Raw genomic sequence first — 18,177 nt, forward strand, 5'->3', positions numbered from 1 at the left:
CGTTATAACAATAGATTCTCTTAGAAAAGACAATCTCCTGCAAAATTCAGAGATTTACGTGGCGAAATAGTTATCCAGCAGTACCATTTTTTAACCGTTTTCTTCCTACGAACATTAGTACTAAGGTACCCAGAATAATAACGGTGGTCAAACCATAGGCAAAGACCTCTACCGTTGCCAGTTGTTCTTCCAGGTACAGATAGGGATGAAGCTTCCACACATAATCTACATAATCGTTAAATATCAGCCAAAGACTGACGGCTCCCCAAACTTTGTAGTCAGGCAGCAGGTAAAGAAGATAGAGAAACCCTTCAATGGCCATGCCCAGGTGGCTCACCCAGAGCATAACCTCCTCCCAGTGCCACTGCCCGGAGACATACCAGTAATGGGAGTTTACGAAAACAGCCCACAGTCCGTACTTGATGGTGGTAGCACAGGCTAAATAAGACAAATAGGGGGTTCTTTTGCCGTAAAGTAAAAAGAGCAAGGATAATGCTAAAAGGGTAGTGGACAAGGGAGAATCAGGCGTGAAGATCCAGTAGATAAAAGGGGTGTTTGCCAGCTGCTCCCGGTACCAGTAATAGCCATAAACGGAGCCAAGCAGGTTGATAACAATTAGGGTCTTCATGAACAGAGGATGAAAAAGTATTTCTCTCCCCCAGGTCATCAGGTTTTTATGATGCAGCATCTTTTCCTCCCGCTGAACTGTGTAAAGTTTTGATAGGTACGCCAGCGACAAACTCACCGGCCAGCACATCCCTGTTAACCAGTGAACCCGCGGCCACCACGGCGCCGTCACCAATCTTGACACCGGGTAAAATGGTGGCATTGGCGCCGATCATGACATTGGCGCCTATTTCTACGGTCCCCAAACGGAGTTCTTTAATCAGGAATTCATGACAGAGGATCGTCGAATTATACCCAATAATGGTATTATCGCCAATGGTTATGAGTTCCGGCCAAAATACATCCACCATGGCCATGAGCCCCCAGGAAACACCTTTACCCACTTTCATGCCTAAGAAACTTCGGGCCAAAAGACTCTTTAACTCCAAAGACGGCGAATACCGGCAAAGCTGGATGATAAGAAAATTTTTTATTACTTTCCAGGGTGAACAGAACTTTGTCCAATGCTGTAGAGAATTATATCCCTCTACCGGGAATACTCGCAGTCGCCGCACACACTCACCGCCTTTTCTATTCACTATTCAATATTATAAACCTTATCGGGCAATAGTCACTAGCATTTCCAATGTCCGATATCCGATTTCCGACTTCCGACATTTTTAGTCGCCACCCGCTACCCGATGAACGTAAACCGTTAACCGTGAACCGTGAACCGTATTATAGTTGCACCCTGTAGTCCTTAATAACGGTTAACGTGATACGATAAAATTCTACCAACTACCAACTATAAGCATAAAAAAAGCGTGACCTAATCGGTCACGCTTTTTTTATGCTTATTAACCTTGAGAAATAGCACCTACAGGGCAAACTTCGGCACAAGAGCCACAATCAGTACATTTTTCAGCATCGATAACGAATTTACCGTCACCCTCACTGATAGCACCAACGGGACATTGGCTTTCGCAAGCGCCGCAAGACAAGCACTCATCACTAATAACGTGTGCCATGATTTTCACCTCCAACCCCTCGCATCTACCTACTCTTATCATTATACTAAAAAATCATGGTAAAACACTATATTAACTTTATATTTTTTTATGGTTTTATGGTATTTATCCGCCCCCTTAATTCTTCTGCCAGTTCTTCAATTTTACGAATCCTGTGATTGACACCGGATTTTCCCACAGGAGGATCCATCATCTCTCCCAATTCTTTAAGACTGGTATCAGGATTTTCTAAACGGAGGCGGGCAATTTGCCGCAGCCGGGGTGATAATTTGTCAATGCCTATCATGTCATCGATGAGCTTAATATTCTCTATTTGTCTTAAGGACGCATTCACGGTTTTATTCAGATTAGCCGTCTCACAATTTACCAGGCGGTTAACCTGATTGCGCATCCCTTTGACGATACGTACATTTTCAAAATTAAGGAGTGCCTGGTGAGCCCCAATAATATTGAGAAAAGAGACAATCTGCTCACTCTCTTTCAGGTAAACCAGGTGCCAGTTCTTGCGGCTGCTGACCTTGGCCTGTAAACCCTCATAGCTGTTAATTAACCGGGCCAGGTCCTCTGCATATTCCAAGTTGCTGGTGATAATCTCCAAATGGTAATTTCCTTCCGGGCTGTTGACAGAACCCGCCCCCAGGAAAATACCCCTAAGGTAACAGCGACGGCAGCATTGTTTTTTTACCAGGGATTTTTTAATACCGGGAAGAATGGAACCGTCCTCCCCGAGAATGCCCAATTCCTGTAAGAGGCTGTTCATCTGGGGGTGAGGGTTGAGACGCACATTATAGATATTATTTTTCTTGAGGCGCGTTTTGCGCTGCACGCGGATTTCCGGTTCAAGGGCGAAAACCTTCTTGAGCAAACGGAATATTTTCCTGGCCACCGCGGCATTTTCCGTTGTTACCTGTAACCCCACCTTATGTTCGGAACTAATGTAAATGGTCCCGTCCATACGCACAAGGGCCGCCAGTTCAGCCAGCTGGCAGCATCTTTTTTCTGTATAAATATGAGCAAGTTCATCCTTAGTTTGGGTAGAGAAGGACACTTGTAACCCTCCCTTTATTATCGTTTCTTACCTGGTTTCTTTTTTTAATCTCTCGGCCAGCAGGTACTGGTCAATAAGACTGGGGGCATACCGGGGCCCTCTCTCCTCCAGGATTAGTTTTAGTATAACCCTGGCCAGTTTTTCTGAGTTATGGCGTATATAATTACTTTCCTGTATTAAAGGTGTGGCAATTATCTTTACATTCAGCTTATTTAGTTTATGCATATCCACCTCCACGCCCTTTGCCCCTTCCTGGGCATACTTTTCACTGAAGTACTCCGGGATCCTTTCGTTGTTGACAATGATATAATCCACCAGACCGGGAGCAGAATGGCGATAAATAGCCTTCAGGTGGTCGCTGGCTGTATAATCCCTGGTCTCCCCGGGTTGGGTCATAACATTACAGGCATAAATCTTTAGCGCCTGGGACTGCTGTATCGCTTCCACTAACCCGGGTACCAAAAGATTAGGAATAATGCTGGTATAAAGACTACCCGGTCCCAGGATAACGGCATCTGCCTCCAGAATGGCTTCAATGGCCTCCGGGTTGGGTTCGTAGGTATCAGGTATGGTAAAGACTCGCTTGATGGGTTTGTTAACGCGGGCAATGGCAGACTCCCCCCTCACCATCGAACCATCCTGTAATTCCGCCACCAGCACAATATCCGCCAACGTAGAAGGCACAACCCGGCCCCTGATGGCTAATACTTTACTCATCTCTTTAATGGCTGTTTCGAAATTCCCGGACAAGTCAGCCATGGCCGTAATCAATAAGTTACCCAGGCTGTGCCCCGCCAGTTCCTCCCCCTGGGTAAAGCGGTAATTGAAAAGTTTTTCCATAGCCAGCTCCGTATCGGCCAAAGCCACTAAGCAGTTGCGCAGATCACCGGGAGGCAAAATACCGAACTGTCCCCGTAATTTCCCGGAACTGCCACCATCATCTGTCACTGAAACGATGGCCGTAATATTAGAGGTATACTGCTTTAAACCTCTTAAAAGGACGGATAGCCCTGTGCCGCCGCCGATCACCACGACGCGGGGTCCTCTCCGTAAATACTGGCGCTGGTAGGCGTTTTTCACCTGGCTATGGAGATAATCGGGGAAGGCCACACGGACAAAGGATTTGACTATTTCCCGAAAACTGTATACTATACCAAATATTCCCATGATTACTAAAACAATACCGCTTACGCCGCTGCCACTATAGCCAAAAAGCTCGCTGGTGATATTCCTTAGGTTGTTTTCCACATAACCCAGGACTTCCCCCTGGAAAACCACGGCCATGCCGGCACTGATCAGGAGAATACCTAAAATGGCCAGGGCTAGCCAGCGCTTAATACCTAAACCGGGATACAGCCACTTAAAAAAACTCATGTGGGCTCCTCCCCTGCACCTTTTTTGTAAAGATCGCGGTGGCGAACCGTAACCTGATAATCTTTCTGGGCTAAGGCCTCACCCAGGCGATTGGCAATAGCAACTGAACGGTGTTTGCCTCCGGTGCAACCTACCGCGATGACTAAATGGGTCTTCCCCTCGCTGACATAGTGGGGCAGCAAGAAATTTAATAAATCGTGATATTTATTTAAGAATTCTGTAGCCAGGAGTGACTTGAACACATATTCCTGGACTTCCGGGTCACATCCAGTCTTCAACTGGAGATCCTTTTGATAATAGGGGTTAGGCAAAAAGCGTACATCGATGAGAAGGTCCGAATCCAGGGGGATTCCATACTTATAGCCAAAAGACATGACCGTAATATGGAGGCGCACTTTTTCGTTGCCCGGACCGTACAGTTCAATGATCTGATTTTTTAATTGAGTGGGACTTAATTCCGAAGTATCAATAATTTTATTGGCTATTCCCCGCACTTCCTCCAAACGTTCCCGTTCCACGAGGATGTCTTCCAAGAGACGCCCCTGGCTGGATAAAGGATGACGGCGGCGAGTTTCCTTGAAACGTTTCACCAGTACTTCGGTGCTGGCCTCTAAAAAAAGAATCTCATAAGGATAACCTTGTTTTTTTAGTTCATCCAGGGCCTGAAATAAGTCATCAAAAAACCTGCGGCCGCGTATGTCAATGACCAGGGCAACTTTGTTAATGCGACCTTCTGCCTGCTGGCAAAGCTCCGCAAACTTAGGGATAAGGGCGGGCGGTAAGTTATCTACACAGAAGAATCCCAGGTCTTCCAGGGACCAGACAGCCAGAGTTTTCCCCGCACCTGATAACCCGGTAATGATGACAAAACTAAACTCTTTATTTTGGTCCATGCTTATCTACACTCCCTATTCAAAAAAGTGACCGGTAACCGGAATCAGTGACCGGTGACCCGTGACCTGTGACCTGTGAATTAACCGGACACTGGACACTGGACTCTGGTCACTTATACAGATCGCCGGACACTGGACTGTGGTCACTTACACAGGTGCCGGACTCCGGTCACCGGGCGACCGTCACGTATGACTCGTTACTTCCAAAAAAAGGTGCAGTTCACTGTTTACTGTTAATTCTGTTTCTTGGCATTGCGCACACGTTCCACCGGTACTTCGCATTTTTCCAGGACCCAGGAACCATAATCCAGACAACCTACACTCTCCGGAAAATGGGCATCACTATTGACGACGAAGTCAACCCCCGAGCGGGCTGCTGCCAAAACGTCTTTATAAGAGGGGTGTTTATGACCTGCATTGATTTCCCAGGCTGTATCCCGGTTAATACAAGCCCGTGCCACTTCCCCAATATCTATTTCCATTTTTAGGCCGGGATGGCTGATGGTCCAAACATCATACTGGTAAATGGCCTCTACCAGCGCTTTGGTATTGAGATTGATTATTTTTTCCCTCAGTAAAGGTACAAATTTTTTCACCTGGTTTCCCAGAATAAATTCTACCCCCGCTAATCCTTTGGGAAAGACATAAGGATGTAAACCAACAATCAGATAGTCCAGGTTCTTAATCACTTCCTGACTTACGTCCAGTTCGCCGGTAGGACTGATAATATCTGCTTCGGCACTGGCAAACATTTTTAAACCGGGAAATCTGGGCGCAAGCTTTTCTAATTCATCTTTTACCCGCAAAAAAACCCTGCTGTTCTTTACACCTGTTCCGATATTGCGGGGACCATGGTCAGAGATACCAACCTCAGACAACTTACAATGATAAGCAGCTTCTACCATTTCTGCTACAGTAGCCTTTCCGTCACTGTAAGTGGAATGCATATGATAGTCACCAATAAATTGCACAGAGCAAAGCCTCCCCGGTCAGTTCGCAGTTGGCAGCAGTTTAGTTACTGGTTACTAGTTATTAGTTACTAGTTACTAGTGGTTTTCATCGGACTTCGGAAATCGGATAGCGGATGTCGTCTGGATGACAGTTGATAGTTGTTAGTTGGCAGTGATCTGTGACCTGTGGCCGGAATCGGTGACCGGTGACCGGTGACCCGTGACCCGTGACCTGTGACCAGTGAATTAACTGGACACCGGACTCTGGTCACTTATACAGATGGCCGGACACCGGACACTGGTCACTAATAGTATAAGGAGGGTGGATAATTTAATACATTGGTCTCTCTAGCGGATGTTGGCTTTGGCCTGTTTTCTGTCGCCCAGAAACTTTTTAATCAGGTCCAGGGAAGTGTTGAGAACTTTCTCTTCCCTGATGCCGGCTTCACGAATCAGGTTGTAGGCTTCCGGGAACTTCCCCACCAGGGGTGCCCAGTGAGCATCACTTCCCAGAGAGATAAAGGAGCCGTAGCGAGCGGCCAATCTGGCAATTTCCTTACAATTGTGCAAGCTTCCCTGGCGGCTTGCTGTTGGGGCCAAAGAACTGTTGTTTATTTCCAGGGGAATCCCCAGTTCTAGCGATGCTTGTACGACTTTCTCTGCATCAATGGCAAAAGAGGGGTTACCAGGGTGGACAATAATATCCACCAGGGGATTCTGCATGGCCTTAATCATCGTTCTTGTATTATCCTCTACACTCCCGGGTTCGAGACAATCCTGGTGAAAACCGGCTAAAACGATATCAAGTTTTCTTAGATATTTCGCTGCCAGATCTAAGTTACCCTCGTAATCCATGATATTGGCTTCCACTCCCCGTAAAACCTCTACACCATTGTAAGAGGTGGGAATAATCCTTAAATTGCTAAAATGGTAGGAATGGGGAGCCCCTGGCATAGCGGGGCCATGGTCGGTGATGGCCACTAACTTTAACCCGTTTTCCCTGGCTGCAGTAATAATCTCCTGAATAGTACTGTAGGCATGGCCGCTAGCCACACTATGGGTATGAAGATCTGCTACTATCTCCATAAATCTATTCACCTGTTCCTTTAGGTATCTTTACAAACCCAAGTTTCTTTCATTATACATTATATACTTATTCTAAGAACAACTGTTTCAGGATACTCAACACGTTTTTCACCTGTAAAGCTACGCCAATACTCAAACAATCTTCATCGATATCAAAATGTTTATTGTGGAGGCTATGCGTAATTCCTTTCTCTTTACAGGCGCAGCCCAGACCAAAAAAGGCGCCGGGTGTTTTTTCCAAAAAATACGCGAAATCTTCCACCCCCAGGCTGGCCTCGGTAAGGATATGCACCTTTTCTTTGCCTAGAAGGTCTTCCGCGTTTCTCCGAATCAGATCAACAAATTCATCTGTATTTATCAGGGATGGGTATCCTTCTTCCCAGATAACTTCTCCCCGTGCTCCCAGCCCTGCCGCTACTTGCTTAACCAGGTCCTCAAGCCTTCTAAGGATCTCTTTTCTCGTAACAGGACTAAGTGTTCTCACAATGCCCGTTATCTCCACTTTATCCGCAATGATGTTGCTTATGGATCCACCCTTAATGGTGCCCGGAGAAATAACGGCACAATCCCGGGGGTCTACGTTTCTGCTGACAATTGTCTGCAAGGCTGAAATGACTTGAGCGGCCGCCGTTATGGCATCCGTGGCCGAATGAGGATAGGCGCCGTGGCCGCTCTGCCCGTAAATATTTATGGTAAAAATATCTGACGCGGCATTCACTTTTCCATATTTAAGGCTAATGCTGCCGGTAGGAATTTCAGGATTCACATGCAAACCCAGCACTACATCTACAAGGGGGTTCTCCATGACGCCTTCTTCGATCATTCTTTTGGCTCCTCCGATGGTTTCTTCCGCAGGTTGAAAAAATAGTTTTACATTTCCTGAAAGCTCGTTTTCCAGTCCTTTTAATACTCTGGCAGCGCCCAGTACAACAGTCATGTGGGCATCATGTCCACAGGCATGCATTTTTCCTTTCACCTTTGATTTATAGGGAGTATTTTTGGCATCCTCTATAGGGAGGGCATCCATATCGGCTCTTAAGGCCACGGTTTTTCCCCCGCCTTGGCCCCTGATGATTCCCACCACACCCGTACCGGCAACACCCGTAAGGTACTCAATCTTTAAGTCTTCCAGATAACTCGCAATTTTTTGGGCCGTCATATACTCTTCAGTTCCCAGTTCAGGGTATTGATGAAATTCCCGCCTGACCTGGGTGAGCCATTCCTTAATTTCCCTGGCTTTGTCCAGGATCTTCTCATTTGTCATTATCTCGTCGCGCTCTCCTTAATCACTAACTTTCCTTCATCACCGTCAATAAAACCCTCTACACCCAAAGGAAGGGTGAGCTGGGGACGGCAGTGGCCGGCTTTCACATTATAGAGGGTTGGTTTGCCGAGAGGGACAAGAATGTCTTCGAAGACTTCTTGCAAGGTTAAACTCTCCGCAGGATTATCGGCCTCACAATTTTGCCAGTCACCGATAATGAAACCGCCGGCTTCCCGGAGCTTACCCGCCAGCAGCAATTGCGTAAGCATCCTGTCTACCCGGTAGGGTTTCTCATCGATATCCTCTAAAAACAAAAGTTTTCCCTTTGTCTCAATTTCATAGGAGGTACCCAGAGTAGAAACGATCAGGGCCAAGTTGCCACCGGTGATTTGGCCTTGCGCTTTTCCTCCCACCAGTGTCTTTATTTCTTCGTTTTCCGGGTTAAAGACGGTATTCATTGGTTTAGGGAAAGTGACGGCTCTAAAGAGATACTCCCTGGAGTAAGGATCGAAATCCCCCACCATATTGGAGGCTGCCATGGGCCCGTGAAAGGTGATCAAATCACTTTTCTGATTCAAGGCGATATGGATCACGGTGATATCACTGTAGCCCACGAATACCTTAGGATTTTTTCTAATCAGCTCATAATCAAGCCTGTCTAAGATCCTACCCCCGCCGTAGCCGCCTCTCAGGCAGAAGATCCCCTTAACTTCCGGGTCGGCAAACATGGTGTTAACATCATGAGCCCTTAACGCGTCTGAACCAGCCAGGTAGCCACGTTTGCTGTAACAGCTTTGACCCATCTTCACCTGAAAACCCAATTTTTCCAGGGCCTTTTTGGCCACTTCTCTTTTTTCTTCGGTGGCAGGGCTGGCCGGAGCTATCACTCCCACAGTATCTCCGATTTTTAAGGCTTGCGGTTTTATCATTTCATCACCCATTCCGGATCATGTAAAGGACATGATTCTAATGCTTTACTATGGCTATATTATTACGAAGAACAAAAAAGTTTCCTTATGAAAAAGAAACCCCACGAAGAACCTCTTCATGGGGTATATTCATAGACGGCCCCTCTTAAAGCTAACTGCCTGGCCTGGTCACGCATATGTTTTACAATGAGTTCATCTAATTTGGTACTCACGGCATAAGTTTCTTTAGTCATTAAAAGTTTACGGTTCCCATTCACTACACTGTACAATTCTTTTCTCAGCTGCTCCATTTCCTGCAGTAATTGGGGACACATGTGCTTGTCCATTTTAACCTCCTGATGCGACATATTTATGAATTACTATTGACTTATTTCGAGTTATACTTTCAAATTCCTGCCAGCAGTTTAAATCTTTTTTGTAAAAATTGTTAAATTTTGTTTATTAAAATATTTTAATGTAACTATAAGGTAATTTAGCTGAGAACAAATTTTTCAATGACTTCAGCTACGCCATCATCATCATTACTACGGGTTATATAACGGGCACATTTCTTTACTTCTTCGACAGCATTTCCCATGGCTACGCCAAACCCGGCATATCTGATCATATCCAGGTCATTGGGACTGTCACCAACGGCCATAACCTCATGGGCCCCGATATTCAGGCTTTCGGCCAGGGTAGCCAGGGCTTTCCCCTTGGTGGCCTGGGGATGGGCCAGTTCGAGGAAGTAAGGTTTCGATTTGGTGATATTAATTTTGTTACCAAAACGTAGGTTTAAATCCTCAGCTAAGGCATCAAGCTGGGGCTCCTTGGCAATAATCACAAGCTTAGTGGGTTCAATGGCAATAATGTTTCGTAAATCAGAGACCAGGTGGACAGGTACCTTGGCTATGGCTGCATAACGCTGTCCTTCCGGAGAATCTTCCTGCATAAATAATTCATCGTTTAAGTAGACATTGAGATGATAGCCGTAAGGCAAAATAAAGTCCACTAACTCCCTGGCGATTTCCAGGGGTATGGGTCTGTGATATACCACCCGGCCATCAGCATATTTGACTAGCGCCCCCTGGTAGGTGATTAAAGGCAGATCCAAACCCAGTTCCTGGGCAAAGGGAATGGCAGAAGCAAACATGCGACCCGTAGCCAGTGTTACCGCTACACCACGCTCTACAGCTGAGCGGATAGCTGTTTTGGCCCGGGGTGAAATTTGCAAGTCGTTACGCAGCAGCGTATCATCCAGATCTAAGGCAATTAACTTTATCTCGGACACGGTAAACCTCCAGTCAGTTACTAGCTATCAGTTACTAGTTACTAGTGTAATATAGTTGGTAGTTGGTTAGTACGACTTCCGATTTCCGACGACCGAATATAAAGGCTTAAGATAAAGGTCGGACTTCGGCTGTCGGCTATCGGATTGTCGGACTTAGTCTTTGACCAGCGCAGTCAGTAAGCTACTGATGAGGGAGAGTACGATAGAACCCACAATGGCGGAGAAAATGCCGCTGACAGCGAAACCCCGGACCAGACCGGCAGCGATCATTAACATAAGGCCATTGACCACAAAAGTAAAAAGCCCCAGTGAAATAATGTTTATGGGCAGGGTAAGGAGGAGAAAGAGGGGGCGAATCACGGCATTAATAATGCCCAGGACTAAGGCAGCCATCAAAGCAGCCCCGGGCCCGCTGATTTTTATTCCCTCAAGTAAGGCCGCTGTAAGCAATAAGGCCAAACCGTTTAATAACCACCGAATGAGTAAAGACATGTTGGTACCTCCTCAGTAGTTCGCTACTTTTTCGTAAAAACGTTAACCGTTAACAGTTAACCGTAATTAAGATTTCATAATGCGTTAAATATATCCCTATAATCCTGCTAAGACACGGTTTGCGGTTTCACGGTTTACGTCATTCATTTCCGCCGGATGGAAGTAGTTCCATACATTGCTGGCCGCTTCCCGGGAAAGGCCTGGTACACTTAGGAGCTCCTCCAGAGACGCATTCTTTATCTTATTTAAAGAAAGGCCAAAGTGCTGGAGAAGAGCTTCCTTTCTTTTTGGCCCGATACCGGGTATTTCGTTTAATACTGAAGCCAGGTTACGCTTACCCCTTAACAGTCGATGATAGGTGATGGCAAAACGGTGGGCCTCGTCTCTGATTCTCTGGATAAGGTAGAGGCCCTGGGAGTTCCTGGGCAAGATGATGGGTTCCGGGCAGTTTTCCCTGAAAAGCCACTCATTTTCTTTGGCCAGGCCCACGGTTATGATGGCGCCGTAACCAAGCTGATGCATAATTTCCCTGGCGGCGGAAAGCTGCCCTTTTCCCCCGTCAATAATGACCAAATCAGGCAGGGTGCTGAATTTCGGCTCATTCTCCCGGGCCTTTTTGAACCGGCGAAGGATAACCTCGGCCATACTGGCAAAGTCGTTGGGACCTTCCACCGTTTTAATCTTAAAGCGACGGTACTCCTGGGGACTGGCCTTGCCTCCTTCAAAAACAACCATGGAAGCTACGGATTCGCTGCCCTGGATATTGGAGATATCATAGCACTCAATGCGCTGAGGAAATTCTTCCATCTCCAAAGCCTCGGCAATTTCCTTCAAAGCCTCTTCTGCCCGGTCCTTGGCCTGGGCTTTGGTACGGACTTCCTGCTCTAAGGCCTCCAGGGCATTCCTGCCTACCAGCTCAACCAACTGGTGTTTATCACCCCGTTTGGGAACCTTCAAATGTACCCGGCTGCCTCTCTTACCGCTGAGCCAGGTTTCAAGCACTACTGCTTCTTCCAAATCTTCGGGAAGCAGGATCTCGCCGGGGATGAACTCCACCTGGCTGTAGTATTGCTTGATAAAAGCCGCCAGGATTTCTCCCCGTTTTTTTTCATCAGTACCGGATAAAAAAAAATGGTCCCGCCCAATCAATTTACCGCTCCGTACAAAAAACACCTGGACACAGGCCTCATTAAAGCCGCGGGCCATATTGATGACATCCATGTTGGTGAAACTGCCGGAAATAATCTTTTGCTTGGCAATCACTTTTTCTATCGCCAGAAGCTGGTCCCTGATTTCTGCTGCCTTTTCGAACTGCAAGTTTTCTGCTGCCTCTTCCATCCGTTTATTTAACAGGTTTGTCAAATCCTCCTGTTTGCCTTCCAGAAAAAGAATTACTTCCTGGATCATTTTCCTGTATTCTTCCTCGCTGATCCTGCCGCTGCAAGGTGCCGCACAGCGTTTGATATGGGAATTAAGACAGGGCCGTTCCTGTCTTTCAAAGGTGCGCTGTTTGCAGGAACGCAGGGGGAATAACCGCTTTAAGAGCTTAAGGGTCTCATGGACAGCCCCGGCACTGGTATAGGGGCCAAAATAACGAGCTCCGTCCTTTTTCATAACCCGGACAACCTCTATACGGGGAAAAGGTTCCTGAACAGTAACTCTCAGATAGGGATAGTTTTTATCATCCGTAAGACGGATGTTGTACTTGGGTTTGTGCTCCTTAATCAGGTTACATTCAAGGATAAGCGCCTCTACTTCCGTATCAGTAAGAATATACTCCAGGTCGGCGATATTGCTCACCAGAGCCTTGGTCTTGGGGGAATTGGCGTGCTGGGAGGTAAAATAAGACCTCACCCGGTTTTTCAGGTTCAGGGCTTTGCCCACATAGATAATTTTACCTTTATCATTTTTCATCAGATAAACTCCGCACTTTTCAGGCAGATTCTTTAATTTATCTTCAAGCATAGCTTTCACCTCGACTTCCGCCTTCCGACTTACGAAAGTGACCAGAGTCCGGTGTCCTGTGATCTTTAATCGTTAACCGAAAACCGTGAACAGGGAACCGTAAACTTTTTGGCGAATACGGCTTCGCCTCCCGATATCCGATATCCGATTTACGAGGTTAATTGCTTCCTAGTCCATGTTCTAGCACAGCATTTTCGGCTGTCAGTAGTCGGTAATCGGTAGTCGGTTCACTGTTAACTGTTAACGGTTCACGTCAAGAATTACAAAGAATTACAACAACTACTTCGCAGCACACTTAGCGTTCTCCAGCACAGGCTTCAAATACTTACCCGTGTAACTCCGGGGATTCGCACAGATTTCTTCGGGGGTTCCTGTTGCTACAATCTCTCCCCCTTTTTCCCCGCCTTCCGGTCCCAGGTCAATACAGTAATCGGCCGTCTTAATCACATCCAGGTTATGCTCAATGACCAATACCGTATCACCGGCGTCGACCAAACGGGTCAAAACCCCCAGCAGTTTATGAATATCGGCCACATGCAGGCCTGTGGTGGGTTCGTCCAGAATGTAAAGGGTTTTCCCGTTGGTACGCCTGCTTAATTCTGTAGCTAATTTAACCCTTTGAGCCTCGCCGCCGGAAAGGGTGGTAGCAGGCTGGCCCAGCTGGATATACCCCAGACCAACATCCTGCATAGTCTTCAATTTGCGATAGATTTTGGGGTGATTCTGGAAGAATTCGGTGGCTTCGTCTACCGTCATCTCCAGCACCTGAGCGATAGATTTCCCTTTATATTTAACCTCCAGAGTTTCCCGGTTATAGCGTTTACCCTTACAAACCTCACAGGGCACGTAGACATCAGGCAGGAAATGCATTTCAATCTTGATGATGCCATCGCCGCCGCAAGCTTCACAGCGCCCGCCCCGTACGTTAAAACTGAAACGTCCGGGCTTATAGCCCCGCATCCGGGCCTCCGGCGTCTGGGAGAAAACCTCCCTGATGGCATCAAAGACTCCCGTATACGTGGCGGGATTAGACCTGGGCGTTCTTCCTATGGGCGACTGGTCAATATCAATGACTTTATCCAGGTATTCCAGGCCTAGAAGCTCATCATGCTCACCGGGCTTAGTCTTGGAACCGTAAAGTTCCTGGGATATGCGCTTGTACAAGATTTCATTGACCAGGGTACTTTTACCGGAACCAGATACCCCTGTGACACAGGTAAAGAGATTAAGGGGAATCCGTACATCAATATTCTTCAGGTTGTTCTCCCGGGCGCCCCGTACTTCCAGCCATTTGCCGTTGGGCGTACGCCGTAGGGGAGGAACAGGAATGTATTTGTCGCCCCGCAGGTATTCGCCGGTAATGGACTCCTGAGCAGCCATGATCTCCTCCAGAGTGCCTTGAGCCACGATTTGCCCCCCGTGGACACCGGCTCCGGGGCCAATATCAATAATATGATCGGCCGCCCGCATGGTATCCTCATCGTGTTCTACCACCAGCACCGTATTTCCCAGATCCCGCAGGCGCTGGAGGGTAGCGATAAGCCGGTCATTATCCCGCTGGTGCAGTCCTATGGAGGGTTCATCCAGGATATACAAAACACCGACCAGGCTGGAACCGATTTGCGTGGCCAGCCGGATCCGCTGGGCTTCCCCGCCCGAGAGCGTACCCGCTGAGCGGTGTAAGGTGAGATAATCAAGTCCCACATTGACCAGGAACCCCAGGCGTTCTTTGATCTCTTTCAACACCTGGCGAGCAATGTACTGTTCCCGTTCCGTAAGCTTCAACCCATGGAAGAACTCCAGAGCTTCGCGAATGGAAAACCGGGTAACATCCCAAATATTTTTTCCATTTATGGTAACGGCCAGACTCTCAGGCTTTAAACGGGCTCCCTGACATTGGGGGCAGGGAGTACTGCTCATGAATTCCTCTATTTCCTGGCGGGAGTGGTCCGACTGGGTCTCTTTATAGCGCCTCTCTAAATTGGGAATAACCCCTTCATAAATGGTGTCATAGACCCGCAGTTCTCCCTGGGCGTTATGATAGCGGAAACGAATTCTCTGCCCCCTAGAGCCGTACAGGATCAGATCCTTTTGTTCGGGTGTCAGGTCCCGGAAAGGAACGTGCATGGAAAACCCGTACTGCTGGGCCAAAGATTCGATCATATTCATATACCAGAGATTAGTAGCCCTGTTCCAGGGCGCTATGGCACCTTCGGCCAGGGTCTTACTGGGGTCGGGGATCACCAGGTCAGGGTCTATTTCCATTTTAATTCCCAGGCCGCTGCAGGCAGAACAGGCGCCGTAAGGATTATTAAAGGAGAACATACGCGGCGTCACTTCTTCAAAACTGATCCCGCAGTCTACACAGGCAAATTTCTGGCTAAAGACCAGTTCTTCTTTGTCAATAACATCCACCGTCACCAGCCCATCGGAGAGAGCCATGGCCGTTTCCAGGGAATCCGCCAGCCGCTTCTCTATCTCGGTCCGGATGATAATCCGATCGACGACAACTTCAATGGTATGTTTTTTATTTTTTTCCAGTTTAATTTCTTCCGTTACTTCTTTGATTTCGCCATTAACCCGGACCCGCACAAAACCGTTTTTCTTGATATCCTCAAAAATTTTCTGATGCTCCCCTTTGCGTCCACGAACCAGGGGGGCTAAAATTTGCAGCCTGTTTACTTCCGGATAACTCATGAGCTTATCCACAATCTGCTCCACCGTCTGCTGGCTGATGGGCTGACCGCAGCGGTGACAGTGGACCTTACCGATCCTGGCAAATAAAAGCCTCAGGTAATCATAGACCTCTGTCACCGTACCCACGGTGGAACGGGGGTTTTTGCTGGTGGTCTTCTGGTCAATGGAAATAGCCGGAGAAAGCCCCTCGATATAATCTACATCGGGTTTGTCCATCTGTCCCAAAAACTGGCGGGCATAGGCCGAAAGGGATTCCACATACCGTCTCTGGCCTTCCGCATAGATGGTATCAAAGGCTAAGGAGGATTTACCCGAGCCGCTTAAGCCTGTGATGACGACTAATTTATCCCGTGGAATTTCCACATCTATATTCTTTAAATTGTGGGAGCGCGCCCCCTTGACAATTATTTTATCCTTGGCCATTTCCTGTTTCCTTTCCGCAATACTTAAAGTACGTGAACAGTGAACCGTTAACTACCAACTGCCAACTAACAACAACCAACTAGTAACTAATAACTAGTAACTAGTAACTAGTACAGCTGCCCCCTCAGTTCAATGATGGCGTCTCTTAACTGGGCAGCCCTTTCAAAGGCCAGCTGTTTGGCAGCTTCTTTCATTTCTTTCTCCAGATTAGCAATAAGACGTTTAATTTCTTCTTTCGAAAGTTTATGCGTATCTGTCTCATAAATAGCTTTGGTGTCGGCCACCATGGTTGCTTCAATCACATCCCGGACCGCTTTTTTCACAGTACTGGGCGTGATATGATGCTCGGCATTGAATGCTAACTGAATTTTACGCCGGCGATTGGTTTCATCGATGGCTTTTTGCATGGAGTCTGTGATGTTATCGGCATACATGATAACCTGTCCGTTGACGTTACGGGCAGCCCGACCGATGGTCTGGATAAGGGAACGTTCTGAACGCAGAAAACCTTCTTTGTCAGCATCCAGTATGGCCACCAGGGATACCTCCGGCAGATCCAATCCTTCCCGTAAAAGGTTAATACCTACCAGGACATCAAAAGTACCCAGGCGCAAATCACGGATAATCTGCATGCGTTCCAGGGTCTTTATTTCCGAATGAAGATAGCGTACCCTAACCCCCATCTCCCGGAAATAGTCAGTTAAATCTTCCGCCATTTTCTTGGTGAGGGTTGTGACTAAAACCCGTTCATCCCGGTCTACCCGTTTCTTTATTTCCTCTAAAAGATCGTCGATCTGCCCCCTGGTAGGACGGACAAATATTTCGGGGTCAAGGAGACCGGTAGGCCTAATGATCTGCTCCACGATTGCCTGGCTGTGTTTCAGTTCATAGGGGCCGGGAGTAGCCGAAACATAGACAACCTGATTAATCATTTTTTCGAACTCGGGGAAACGCAGGGGACGGTTGTCCAGGGCAGAGGGCAGCCGGAACCCGTGTTCCACCAGAGTTGTCTTACGGGACCTGTCCCCTTCGTACATGCCGCCCAACTGGGGAATGGTCACATGAGACTCGTCGATGATAAGTAAGAAATCCTGGGGGAAATAATCCAGCAGGGTATAGGGAGGTTCTCCGGGTTGCCTTCCCGTTAAGTGACGGGAATAATTCTCGATCCCGGAGCAAAAACCCACTTCCCGCATCATCTCCATGTCATAACGGGTACGCTGTTCCAGACGCTCTGCTTCCAGGATTTTATTCTCACGGCGCAGCTCAGAGAGTCTCTCTTCCAATTCTTTTTCTATATCAATGAGTGCACGCTCCATGTTCTCCCTGCCTGTGACATAGTGACTGGCCGGGAAAATGCTGACATGGCGCCTGAGTCCCAAAACCTCGCCGGTCAGGACATCTACCTCAACAATTCTCTCCACCTCATCACCGAAAAGTTCTATCCTGATAGCTTTCTCCCCGTAGGAGGCAGGAAATACCTCGATGATATCGCCGCGTACTCTGAAAGTACCGCGGACAAAATTGATGTCATTTCTTTCGTACTGGATATCGATAAGTCTCCTGAGAATGGCTTCACGATCATAAGTTTGTCCTACGCGTAAGGACAAAGTCTGGTCCCGGTACTCCTCCGGGGAACCCAAGCCATAGATACAGGAAACACTGGCCACCACAATAACATCCCTTCTTTCAAAAAGGGCTGCCGTGGCCGAATGGCGCAGTTTCTCAATTTCCTCATTAATAGAAGCATCTTTTTCTATATAGGTATCAGTCTGGGGAACATAGGCCTCCGGCTGGTAATAGTCGTAGTAACTAACGAAATATTCTACGGCATTATCGGGGAAAAATTCCTTAAATTCGCTGCACAATTGGGCGGCCAAAGTCTTGTTATGGGCAATGACCAGGGTAGGCTTCTGCACTTTCTGAATGACATGAGCCATTGTATAAGTTTTCCCGGTACCGGTAGCCCCCAGTAAGGTCTGGTGTTTAAGCCCTTTTAGGATATTATTGGCCAGAGCCTCAATGGCTTTGGGCTGGTCACCCTGGGGCTGATATTCAGATTTTAACTTAAAGAGATTTTCCATGTTATATCACCAACTTACGCTTATCTGAAGAAGTTACTAGTTATTAGTTACTAGTTACTAGTGATTTG

The 18,177-nt window shown here is 47.4% G+C and carries 16 protein-coding genes; all 16 read right to left on the bottom strand.

Annotated features, from left to right (window positions below; translation table 11 throughout):
• Positions 1 to 70: 70 nt before the first annotated feature.
• A complete protein-coding gene (locus BR63_RS11465; protein ID WP_051965431.1) occupies positions 71 to 688 on the bottom strand; it encodes a DUF1405 domain-containing protein in 618 nt (205 codons plus the stop codon).
• A complete protein-coding gene (locus BR63_RS20005) occupies positions 675 to 1,181 on the bottom strand; it encodes an acyltransferase (protein WP_034420308.1) in 507 nt (168 codons plus the stop codon). Before BR63_RS20005 ends, BR63_RS11465 begins: the two co-directional genes overlap by 14 nt.
• Positions 1,182 to 1,463: 282 nt before the next feature.
• Entirely contained in the window at positions 1,464 to 1,634 is a 171-nt protein-coding gene (locus tag BR63_RS11475; RefSeq protein ID WP_034420310.1) for a DUF362 domain-containing protein, read from the bottom strand.
• A gap of 88 nt (positions 1,635 to 1,722) precedes the next feature.
• Complete coding sequence (whiA, locus tag BR63_RS11480) at positions 1,723 to 2,682, bottom strand: DNA-binding protein WhiA (protein ID WP_034420312.1); 960 nt, start codon at positions 2,680 to 2,682, stop codon at positions 1,723 to 1,725.
• Positions 2,683 to 2,709: 27 nt separating this feature from the next.
• The gene (locus BR63_RS11485; RefSeq protein WP_034420313.1) at positions 2,710 to 4,056 is read right to left on the bottom strand and encodes a gluconeogenesis factor YvcK family protein; all 1,347 of its coding nucleotides are present in this window, start codon (positions 4,054 to 4,056) and stop codon (positions 2,710 to 2,712) included.
• Positions 4,053 to 4,949, bottom strand: a complete 897-nt coding sequence (gene rapZ / locus BR63_RS11490; RefSeq protein ID WP_034420314.1) for an RNase adapter RapZ — start codon at positions 4,947 to 4,949, stop codon at positions 4,053 to 4,055. The genes BR63_RS11485 and rapZ overlap by 4 nt, the downstream gene beginning before the upstream one ends.
• Before the next feature lie 233 nt (positions 4,950 to 5,182).
• A complete protein-coding gene (locus BR63_RS11495) occupies positions 5,183 to 5,920 on the bottom strand; it encodes a PHP domain-containing protein (protein ID WP_034420317.1) in 738 nt (245 codons plus the stop codon).
• Between the two features lie 327 nt (positions 5,921 to 6,247).
• Positions 6,248 to 6,985, bottom strand: a complete 738-nt coding sequence (locus tag BR63_RS11500) for a phosphatase (RefSeq protein WP_034420319.1) — start codon at positions 6,983 to 6,985, stop codon at positions 6,248 to 6,250.
• Between the two features lie 67 nt (positions 6,986 to 7,052).
• Entirely contained in the window at positions 7,053 to 8,249 is a 1,197-nt protein-coding gene (locus BR63_RS11505; protein ID WP_034420320.1) for a M20 metallopeptidase family protein, read from the bottom strand.
• On the bottom strand, positions 8,249 to 9,178 hold the full coding sequence (locus BR63_RS11510) for a S66 peptidase family protein (protein ID WP_034420321.1): 930 nt from the start codon (positions 9,176 to 9,178) through the stop codon (positions 8,249 to 8,251). Before BR63_RS11510 ends, BR63_RS11505 begins: the two co-directional genes overlap by 1 nt.
• A gap of 116 nt (positions 9,179 to 9,294) precedes the next feature.
• Positions 9,295 to 9,504 (bottom strand): aspartyl-phosphate phosphatase Spo0E family protein, encoded by a 210-nt coding sequence (locus BR63_RS11515; RefSeq protein ID WP_034420322.1) that lies wholly within the window; start codon positions 9,502 to 9,504, stop codon positions 9,295 to 9,297.
• Positions 9,505 to 9,650: 146 nt separating this feature from the next.
• Positions 9,651 to 10,448 carry a Cof-type HAD-IIB family hydrolase gene (locus tag BR63_RS11520; RefSeq protein ID WP_034420323.1) on the bottom strand — a complete coding sequence of 266 codons (798 nt, stop codon included), beginning with the start codon at positions 10,446 to 10,448 and terminating at the stop codon, positions 9,651 to 9,653.
• Positions 10,449 to 10,601: 153 nt separating this feature from the next.
• Positions 10,602 to 10,940, bottom strand: a complete 339-nt coding sequence (locus BR63_RS11525; protein ID WP_034420324.1) for a phage holin family protein — start codon at positions 10,938 to 10,940, stop codon at positions 10,602 to 10,604.
• A 96-nt stretch (positions 10,941 to 11,036) separates the two neighbouring features.
• Positions 11,037 to 12,905, bottom strand: a complete 1,869-nt coding sequence (gene uvrC, locus BR63_RS11530; RefSeq protein WP_051965444.1) for an excinuclease ABC subunit UvrC — start codon at positions 12,903 to 12,905, stop codon at positions 11,037 to 11,039.
• Between the two features lie 279 nt (positions 12,906 to 13,184).
• Positions 13,185 to 16,025 carry an excinuclease ABC subunit UvrA gene (gene uvrA, locus BR63_RS11535; RefSeq protein ID WP_034420325.1) on the bottom strand — a complete coding sequence of 947 codons (2,841 nt, stop codon included), beginning with the start codon at positions 16,023 to 16,025 and terminating at the stop codon, positions 13,185 to 13,187.
• A 107-nt stretch (positions 16,026 to 16,132) separates the two neighbouring features.
• The gene (uvrB, locus tag BR63_RS11540; RefSeq protein WP_034420326.1) at positions 16,133 to 18,109 is read right to left on the bottom strand and encodes an excinuclease ABC subunit UvrB; all 1,977 of its coding nucleotides are present in this window, start codon (positions 18,107 to 18,109) and stop codon (positions 16,133 to 16,135) included.
• Positions 18,110 to 18,177 lie beyond the last annotated feature (68 nt).

Origin of the sequence: Thermanaerosceptrum fracticalcis (assembly GCF_000746025.2) — a bacterium.
GTDB lineage: Bacteria > Bacillota > Peptococcia > DRI-13 > DRI-13 > Thermanaerosceptrum > Thermanaerosceptrum fracticalcis.

Coding starts and splice junctions, on each gene's coding strand:
- BR63_RS11465 (WP_051965431.1), bottom strand. CDS start 688: ATGCTGCATCATAAAAACCTGATGACCTGGGGGAGAGAAATACTTTTT.
- BR63_RS11475 (WP_034420310.1), bottom strand. CDS start 1,634: ATGGCACACGTTATTAGTGATGAGTGCTTGTCTTGCGGCGCTTGCGAA.
- BR63_RS11485 (WP_034420313.1), bottom strand. CDS start 4,056: ATGAGTTTTTTTAAGTGGCTGTATCCCGGTTTAGGTATTAAGCGCTGG.
- rapZ (WP_034420314.1), bottom strand. CDS start 4,949: ATGGACCAAAATAAAGAGTTTAGTTTTGTCATCATTACCGGGTTATCA.
- BR63_RS11500 (WP_034420319.1), bottom strand. CDS start 6,985: ATGGAGATAGTAGCAGATCTTCATACCCATAGTGTGGCTAGCGGCCAT.
- BR63_RS11505 (WP_034420320.1), bottom strand. CDS start 8,249: ATGACAAATGAGAAGATCCTGGACAAAGCCAGGGAAATTAAGGAATGG.
- BR63_RS11510 (WP_034420321.1), bottom strand. CDS start 9,178: ATGATAAAACCGCAAGCCTTAAAAATCGGAGATACTGTGGGAGTGATA.
- BR63_RS11515 (WP_034420322.1), bottom strand. CDS start 9,504: ATGGACAAGCACATGTGTCCCCAATTACTGCAGGAAATGGAGCAGCTG.
- BR63_RS11525 (WP_034420324.1), bottom strand. CDS start 10,940: ATGTCTTTACTCATTCGGTGGTTATTAAACGGTTTGGCCTTATTGCTT.
- uvrC (WP_051965444.1), bottom strand. CDS start 12,905: ATGCTTGAAGATAAATTAAAGAATCTGCCTGAAAAGTGCGGAGTTTAT.
- uvrA (WP_034420325.1), bottom strand. CDS start 16,025: ATGGCCAAGGATAAAATAATTGTCAAGGGGGCGCGCTCCCACAATTTA.
- uvrB (WP_034420326.1), bottom strand. CDS start 18,109: ATGGAAAATCTCTTTAAGTTAAAATCTGAATATCAGCCCCAGGGTGAC.